This window comes from Mycolicibacter sinensis, from assembly GCF_001673565.1.
In the GTDB taxonomy this organism is placed as follows: domain Bacteria; phylum Actinomycetota; class Actinomycetes; order Mycobacteriales; family Mycobacteriaceae; genus Mycobacterium; species Mycobacterium sinense_C.
Genome location: NZ_LZMF01000029.1, coordinates 1 through 9,224, shown reverse-complemented (window position 1 = coordinate 9,224; position 9,224 = coordinate 1). Strand labels below are relative to the sequence as shown.

Genomic DNA, 9,224 nt, shown 5'->3' with positions numbered 1-9,224 from the left:
GGCACGTCGGCGCCGGCGCCGGTCAACCACTGCGCCAGCACACCGGCGGTGGCCGCGATCCGCGCCGGCGACTTACCCGACACCACCAACGTCTGCACCACCGGCTCAGCAACCGGCCCGGCCGGCTCAACCGCCTCGACGACCGGGGCCTGCTCGATCACCACATGCGCATTGGTGCCCGACACCCCAAACGAAGACACCCCCGCCCGCCGCGGACGCGACACCGCCGGCCACGCCATCGCCTGCGCGGCGATCTGGAACTTCGACGCCCCCGCACCGGCATTGGGCGTCAACTCCGAAAAGTTCAGGTGCCGCGGAATGAAACCCTGCTGCACCGACAACACCGTCTTGATGAAACCCGCGACACCCGAAGCCGATTCGAGATGCCCCAGATTCGTCTTCACCGAGCCCAGCACCAGCGGCGCCGAGGAACCACGCTCACCGAACACCGCCGCCAGCGCATCCAACTCGATCGGATCACCCAGCGCGGTGCCGGTGCCGTGCGCCTCGACGTAGTCGATATCACCCGGCTCCAACCGCGCCGCGGCCAACGCCGCGCGCACCACCTTCTGCTGCGCCGGACCCGACGGCACCGTCTGACCACTCGACGGCCCATCCTGATTCGCCGCCGAACCCCGCACCAGCGCCAGAATCCGGTCACCATCACGCTGAGCATCCGAAAGCCGCTTGAGCACCACCACCCCGGCGCCCTCGCCGCGCACGTAGCCGTCGGCGCCGGCGTCGAAGGTCTTGCACTGCCCGTCCGGCGCCAACATCCCCCACCGCGACGTCGCCACACTGTTCTGCGGACTCAGCATCAGGTTCACCCCGGCCGCCAGCGCCTGATCCGACTCGCGGCGCCGCAGGCTCGCGCACGCCAGATGAATCGTCACCAGCGACGACGAACACGCGGTGTCCACCATGATCGCCGGGCCGTGCACGCCAAGGAAATACGACAACCGGCCGGCGGCGAAGTTCGGGCCGTTGCCGAACGCCAGGTAGGGGTCGACGTCGCGGGGGCCCACCCTTTCGGCCGCCAGCAGGGCGTAGTCGTTGGTGGTGAGGCCGACGAAGACACCGGCCTGGGTGCCGCGGATCGCCTCCTTGGTGATCCCGGCGTTCTCCAGCGCTTCCCAGGCCACCTCCATCAGCAACCGCTGCTGAGGATCCATCGCGTCGGCCTCACGCGGCGAGATACCGAAAAACTCCGCGTCGAACTCCGCAGGCTGCCACGACGACAAGAACCCGCCCTCGCGCGAACAAATCGTTCCCGGCGCCGAATGATCCGACGCGAAAAACGCATCGGCGTCCCAGCGATCCGCCGGAACCCGAACGATGCCCGAGCCCTCATCACACAACAGCTGCCAGAACGCGGCCGGGCCATCCGCCCCGCCCGGAAACCGGCAGCCCATCCCGACCACCGCGATCGGCTCGGTGTCACCGGCCTCGGCCACCGCCAATCGCGCCGTCAGGTCATCGATCTTGCGCAGCGCCTCAGCAACAATCGAGCGACGATCCGACCCCCCGGCCGAGCCTGTCGGCCCCGTAACCATCCCGCTCAATTCAACCTCTCTGATAGCTGCGCGAGCAGCTCGTCATCACTCATGTCGTCATAGTCGTCGGCGCTGTCCTGCTCGGCTGCCTCTACCAGCTCGGGCAGGATCGTGGCCAGGTACCCGGTCAGCGCATCGATGGTCGGGTAGTCGAAAACGACTGCGGCCGGCAGGGTTTCGCCGAGGCTGTCGGACAGGGCGCGCTGCAGGGTGACGCTCATCAGCGAATCCATGCCGGAGGCGAAGAATCCGGCCGTGGGGTCCAGGGCGTGGCGCGATGCCAGACCCATGGCGGCGACGACCTGCGTGATGACGTGTTCGCGCAGCAACTCCAGGCGCTGTTCGGGTTCCGCGTCGCCCAGGGTGCGGCGGAACTCGGTGGTGACCGGCGCCGATCCGTCGGCGGGCGCGGCGACGGCCAAGAGGTCGTCGACGATGTGCAACGCCGCCCGGGTGCGGTAGGCGGTGGCCAGCCGCGGCCAGTCCGCCGCGACGACGGTGTGCCGCACGGCGCTCTGCGCGCCGATCACCAGGGGCAGTGCCCCGATCGCGACCTCGTCGGCCATCGGCTGCAGCCCGGACTCCGCGGTCACCTGACGCTCGGCGTCGGATTGGGTGTCGTCCAACGACTTCCACAATCCCCAGTTGATCGCGGTGGCCGGCAACCCGGCCGCCCGGCGCGCGTAGGCGAAGGTGTCCAGGAAGGTGGTGGTCGCGGTGTAGTGCGCCAGCCAGCGCGATCCGGTGATTCCGGAGATCGACGAGAACAGCACGAAGTGGCGCACCGGGTGCCGCAGCGACAGCTTGTGCAACACGGCGACCACGTCGAGCTTGGGCCGGAACATGGCGGTGACGTCGTCATCGGTCATGTCCCGCAAGGTGATCGGACCACCGGCGAAGGCGGCCACGTGGATACCGGCCAACGGCGGCAGGTCGGCGCCGAACCGGTCGAACAGCGCACTCATCGCGGCCTCGTCGGCAGCGTCGGCGGCCACCGTCACCAGTGTCGTCCCGGGTAACTCGGCCGCCAGTTCGTCCAGACGGGTGCCCGGCCGCCGCGACACCGCGACGATGGTCTTGGCTCCGCTGGCCGCCAGCTGCCGAACCAGCTGCGGGCCGATGTTGCCGGTGGCGCCGATCACCAGATGGCAGCTGTCGGCCGCGAATTCGACCGGCGTGGCGGCGCCGCTGGGACGGCCCTTGCGCAACCGCGGGACGCGGCGGATACCGGCGCGGTAGACGATCTGGTCCTCGGTGTCGGCGGCGCCGGCTTCGGCGAGCAGGTAGCCGGCGACCAGCGCGGCCGGAACGGACTCATCGACGTCGATGACCCGGCCCCAGATCTCGGGGTGTTCCAGAGCCAGGCTGCGGCCCAGTCCCCACAGCACGGCGTGCGCGGGGTTGGCCCGGTCGCCGTCGCCGACGGGCTGGGCGTTGCGGGTCAGCAGGAACAACGTGGCCGGTGTCTGCTGGCCCAGCATCGTGGTGACCAGTCGTCGTGCGGTGTTGAACACCTGGTAGGCCGGTGCCGCACCGAGGTCGGCAGCGGCCGCCGCCGGCGCGTACAGCACGTGGGTGGCTCCGCTCAGCGCCGCTGTCAGTGCCGCCGGGTCGGCGTCGGCGGCCACCGTCGTCACCGCGCCGCCGCGCAACGCAGTGAGCTCGGCGCCCAACGTGTCGTCGCCGATCACCAGCCAGGACTGCTCGGCGGCTTCGGCTGCCGCCACCTCGGCGGCCGGCCAGGTCAGCTCGCACCACCACTCGGTGGGCACCGCACCGGCCCGGCCGGTGGGCACCTCGGCCCCGGTGGTCACCGACCCGGCGCCGTTGCGGATGGCGACGGTGTCGATCCAGTACCGGCTGTGCTGCCACGGCGTGGTGGGCAGCACCGGGTGCGGCTCCGGCGGGTGCGGGGCCTGCGGCGGCTGGGCGGTATGCGTGCGGTTGAGGTTGGTGTGGAAACTGACCGCGTCGTCGGCGTTGCGCATCAGAGTCCCCACGCTGTGGTGGTGACCGCCCAGCGCGTCGCACGTGTCGGCGATCGCGTGGGTCAGGATCGGGTGCGCGCTGATCTCGACGAAGGTGGTGTGCTCGGCGCCGGCGGCGGTGATGGCCTGCGTCAGCAGCGCGGGCTGCCGCACATTGTTCACCCAGTAGTCGGCATCGAGCAGTGGCATGCCGCCGGCCGGCATCGCGCTCTCGGTCACGGTGGAGAAGAACGGGATGGTGGCGACCTCGGGCGTCAGATCCGCCAACGCCGCCCGCAGGTCGGGCAGGATCGGATCCATCAGCGCGGTGTGCGAGGCGACTTCCATGTTGACCCGCCGGGCGAATTTGTTTCCGGCGCTGACCGCGGCGATCACCGCATCAACCGGCGCCACCGGTCCGGCCACCACGGTCTGTTTGGGCGACAGGTAGCCCGCCACGCTGACGTCCGGGTAGCCGGCCAGCAGCGACTCGGCGGCGTCGGCGTCCAAGTTCAGCAACGCCACCGCGCCCTGGCCGGCCTGCTGCGACATCAGCCGGGAGCGGGCCGCGATCACCCGGAATCCGTCGGCCGGGCTCAGCGCGCCGGCCACCACTGCTGCGGTCACCTCACCCATGGAGTGACCGATGACGGCGTCGGGGTGCACCCCGTAGGAGCGCCACAACTCGGTCAGGGCCAGCTGGAGTCCCATCAGGACGGGCTGCACCTGCGCGTCGCCGCTGACCGGTTCACCGCCGGAGATCGCCTGCCACAGCGAGAATCCGACGTGTTCCACGAACGCCGGTTCCAGCACGGCCAGCGCCCGGGCGAATGCCGGTTCGTCGGTGAGCAGTTGCCGGCCCATGCCGGTCCAGTGTGAGCCCTGCCCGGAATACACGAATACCGTGCCGGGGCCGCACGGCCCGTCGTGCGGACCGACGACACCGTCGGCCGACGTGCCGGCGGCCAGCGCCTGCAGGCCGCGGATGGCCTGGCCGCGCTCGCGGGCACACACGGTGGCGAACTGGGGCTGCCGGGCGCGGTGATGGTTGAGGGTGTGCGCGACGTCGGGCAGGGCCACCTCGGCGCCCGCCCCGTCCAGCCAGGCGGCCAGGTCGCCGGCGGTCGCTGCGATCCGCTCCTGGTTCCGTCCGGAGACCACCAGAGTGGTGACCGCCGGATCTGCTTCGCGGGCAGTGATCTTGGCGGGCGGCGCCTGCTCGATCACCACGTGCGCATTGGTGCCTCCGAAGCCGAACGAGGAGATCCCGGCCCGGCGCGGATGGTCGGTAGACGGCCAGTCCTGTTGTTCAGCAACGACTTTCAACCGCATCTGGTCGAAGGAGATGTGCGGGTTCGGGGTGTTGAAGTGCAGGTTGCGCGGAATCTGCCCGCGCTGCACGGCCAGCACCGATTTGATGAACCCGACCATGCCGGCGGCCGCCTCGAGGTGGCCGAGGTTCGACTTGGCGGCACCGAGCAGCAGCGGGGCCTCCGCGGGCCGCCCGCGCCCCAACACCGTTCCCAGCGCCCGGGCCTCGATCGGGTCCCCGAGCAGGGTTCCGGTGCCGTGGGTTTCGACGTAGTCGACTTCCTGCGGCGCGATTCCGGCGTCGGCGTAGGCCGAGCGCAGCACCGCCATCTGGGCGGCCGGGTTGGGAGCCAGCAGGCCGTTGGAGTGGCCGTCGGAGTTTATCGCCGATCCGCGGACCACCGCCCACACCCGGTCGCCGTCACGCCGGGCATCGGAGAGCCGCTTGAGCACCACGACGCCGCAACCCTCGCCCCGGACGAAACCGTCGGCCTCGGCGTCGAACGCGTGGCAGGCGCCGGTCGTCGACAGCGCACCGCTCTGGTCGAAGCCACGGAACACCGCCGGGGACATCAGCAGGTTCACGCCGCCGGCGACGGCGGTCTCGCACTCCCCGGTCCGCAGGCTCCGGCACGCCAGGTGCAGCGCGACCAGCGACGACGAGCACGCGGTGTCCACCGTCACCGAGGGGCCGCGCAAATCCAGGAAATACGACAGCCGGTTGGCGATGATGCTCAGTGCGCCACCGGCGTTGCTCCAGGCGTCCACGCCCGTCACGTCGGCGGAGGCATGGCAGCCGTACTCGGTGATGCTGGCTCCGACGTACACCCCGGTCTGCGAGCGCCGCAAGGAGGTCGCCGGAATTCCGGCGTGCTCCAACGCTTCCCACGCCACTTCCAGCAACAGTCGCTGTTGCGGGTCCATCTTGACGGCTTCGCGGCTGGAGATCTCGAAGAACTCCGCGTCGAAGGCGGCGATGTCGCTCAGGAACGAGCCCCATCGGGTGGTGCGGGCGATGGTCCCCGAGACCTCGGGCGACCCGTCGTCGAACGGCGCCCAGCGGCCGTCGGGCACCTCCGTTACCGCATTGCCGCCGTCGATCAGGAACTGCCACAGCGCTTCCGGCGAGTTGATGTCGCCGGGGAACCGGCAACCCAGACCGATCACCGCGATGGGCTCGTCGGTGCCCAACCGGCCGGGTTCCGGCGCCGACTCCTCGTCGCACGCGTCCGGTTCGATGAGGAACTTCGCCAGCTCCGTCACCGACGGATGTTGCCAGAGCTCCACCGGCGACACTTTGCGACCGAGCAGTTCGGACAGCTCACCGCAGAGCACCACGGCGTCGCGCGACCCGACGCCCAGGTCGTTCAGCGACGCGTTGAAGTCGATTTCGTCGGGGCTGCAGCCGATGTTGGTGACCAGATAGTCGGCCAGCCAGTGGCGCAGCGATTCTTCGTCAAATGCTGCGGTCATGCGGGGAACTCAATTCCCACTAGATCCCATCCCATCCGGCCGGAGCCGATTCCACGCTGTCGAACAGCTCATTCAACACACTGTCGGCCGACTCGGTCAGCTCGCCGCCCCCGCCCGCCGAGTCGTCGCCGGAGTCTTCCTGCGGCAGCAGTTTGCCGGTCAGATGCGCCGCCAGCGCTGCAGTCGTCGGGTGGTTCCACAGCATCGTCGCCGACAGCTCCAGGCCGACGAGCTGCTCGATGTCGCGCCGGACCGCCATCGCCATCACCGAGTTGAGGCCGAGTTCGGCGAACGGCCGGTCCAGCTGTAGTTCAGCCTCCGACATGCGAAGCTCGCGGGCCAGGATGCTGCGCAACCCGATTTCGAGCTCGCTGAGTATCTCATCGGCCGGCAGCTGCGCCCAGTCGCGGGCAGGTGCCGAACCCTCGGCAGCGGATTCCCCGGGCTTTCCCTCCCTGGGCAGCGGCACCATCACGGCCTGGGCGACGTCGTAGTGCTCCACGTGGTCCCAGGCGGCGAAGGCCTCGGCCGGCGAGATCGGCCGGGAACCCATCCGCTCCAGCTCGTGCAGCACGACGTGCGCCTCGGCGCCGAAGCCGAGGCCCTTCCAGGCCACCCAGTCCAGGCTGACGCTGTGGCAGCCCCGCTTGTTGCGGGCACGGGCCAGCCCGTCCAGATAGGCGTTAGCGCTCGCGTAGGCGCCTTGGCCGGGCACCCCGAACACCGCACCCGCCGCGGCGGTCATGAAGAAGAAGTCGAGGCTGGCCGGCGGGAAGAGTTCGTGCAGCACCTGGGCGCCGGCGACCTTCGGCGACATGGTGGCCCGGAGCCGGTCGTCGTCGACCTCGGTCAGCAGCTGGCCCTCGGTGACGCCGGCGGCGTGGATGATGCCGCGGATCGGCGGTGCTCCCGCCGCGTCGCGGCGGGCCAGCAGGTCGACCACACCGTCTCGGGAGCCGATGTCCAGGGCGGCCACGTCGACGGTGACTCCGCGACGCTCCAGCGCCCGGATACCGGCGATCTTGTGCCGGATGTCGTCATCGAGGCCGTCGCTGTCCCAGTCGCGCCGGGGCGGCAGCGCGCTGCGGCCGGCCAGCACCACGCGGCGGGCGCCCCGGTCGGCCAGCCATCCGGCCATCAGCAGGCCGAGCGCTCCCATGCCGCCGGTGACCAGGTAGGCCCCGTCGGGTTGGCACACCATCGGCTCGCGTTGCGGCGGACCGGAGATCGGGGTGAACGCCGGTGCGAGGAACTGGCCGTCACGCAGCACCAGGATGGATTTGGCCGGCGTGCGCAGCACTCCCGACAGCGTCGCGACGCATTCGGCGATGGCGGCTGGGTGTGCGGGTACGTCCACCAAGCCACCGCACAGCTGCGGTTGCTCGGCCCGGATCACCCCGGCCAGACCCCACAGGCAGCTTTGCCGCACCGCGGCATCGGAAGCGGCCTCATGGACGCCGTGCGTGACGATCCACAGCGCCGGCGGATGGTCGTCGCGTTCGGCCAGCTGCGCCACCAGCGCGGAGACCTCACCGACCAGTCGCGACGCGCAGTCCAGGTCGCTCTCGTCCGGCCGAGAGTCGGCGACGTAGACGACGGTCTGGGCCTCGGTGACCCCGGCGGCGCGGTGACCGGCCACGGTGAGTCGACCCCGCAGGGCCTCGGCGGTGGCGCCGCCGCCGACCACCGCCAGCGTGCCGGGCCGGTCCGGTGTTTGCGGCGCGGCGTCCCAGGGCTGCCAGTCGATCGCGTGCGCGATCGAGCTCGGGTCACCGACGGGGGCCGCGGTGTCCAGTGCGGTGTAGCGAAGCGCGCGGATGTCGACGCAGCGCGCACCGTCGGGCGTCGTCACCGCGATGTCGACGATGAGTTCACCGTCCTCGCCGTCGCGACGCTGCACGGTGACGCCGGCCCGGCCGTCGGCGGGCGGTGCGGAGAACCGGACGCTGTCGACGGCAGCGGGCACCATCAGCTCGGGGTTGGTGCCGTCCACCAGCCGCGCGATGTGCAGCGCGGCGTCGAGCAGCGGCACCGTACCCGACGCTGCAGACTCGATGTCGGCCCGCAACTGCACCGGGGTAGCGCGACCGGACTGAACTGACCAGTCGAACGGGCGCCCCTCACTACCCCAGGTCAGCCACAGCGAGGTCACCGCGTCGTCGTCGAATGTTGTTCCGGCGTGGCCGTTTGTGCGCATCGCAGCGGTGGTGTCCGACGCGGATTCGGCGCTTGGCGCGATGCGGGCGCTGACGTGTTTGACCCAGCGCGCCGCCGAGTCGTCGTCGGTCACCGACTTCGACAGGATGACGACCGATTCGCCGTCGGCGACGACCTGGATGGTCCGCGGCCGGTCGACGACGACGGGATGCTCGAAGCGGATGTCGCTGAGCGCCGACCGCCCGCTCACCTCGGCCGCGGCCTCGGAAAGCGTTTGCAGCAGCACCGATGCGGGCACCAACTCCACCCCGTTGTTGCGGTGGCTGCCCGGGTACGGCTTGGACTCCGGCGCCAGCCGCGCCTGCCACAGGTGCACAGCCGGAGTGCTGCCGATCGTGATGTGCGTACCCAGTAGTAAGCCCGGCCGCGGCGCGGATTCGGCTGCGGCAACGGAGTTTTCGATCTCCAGCCAATGGTGGGTGTGCCGCCACGGTGTGGCGGGCAATACCGGGTGCGGCTCAGCGGGGTGCGGCAGCTCCCGAGGACTCACCGGGTGCGCACTGTTGAGATGCTCGTGGAAACAGACGGTGTCATCGCCATCGCGCACCAACGTGGCAACGCTGCGGTGCGAAACCGTCTCCAGGTTCTCGTCGATGGTGTGCGTCAGGATCGGGTGCGGGCTGATTTCGATGAAGGTGCCGTACTTCTCCGCCGCGGCACCGATGGCCTGGCTGACCCGGGCGGGTTGGCGCACGTTGTTGGC

General features: G+C 70.4%; 3 protein-coding genes. All 3 read right to left on the bottom strand.

Annotated elements, in window-relative coordinates; genetic code table 11:
• A partial coding sequence (locus tag A5648_RS04835; protein ID WP_131810523.1) for a type I polyketide synthase occupies window positions 1-1,553 on the bottom strand: 1,553 nt, incomplete at its 3' end.
• A 5-nt stretch (window positions 1,554-1,558) separates the two neighbouring features.
• The gene (locus A5648_RS04830; protein WP_065023448.1) at window positions 1,559-6,304 is read right to left on the bottom strand and encodes a type I polyketide synthase; all 4,746 of its coding nucleotides are present in this window, start codon (window positions 6,302-6,304) and stop codon (window positions 1,559-1,561) included.
• Between the two features lie 19 nt (window positions 6,305-6,323).
• The coding region (locus A5648_RS04825; protein WP_131810522.1) for a KR domain-containing protein at window positions 6,324-9,224 on the bottom strand (2,901 nt) is incomplete at its 5' end.

Coding starts and splice junctions, on each gene's coding strand:
- A5648_RS04830 (WP_065023448.1), bottom strand. CDS start 6,304: ATGACCGCAGCATTTGACGAAGAATCGCTGCGCCACTGGCTGGCCGAC.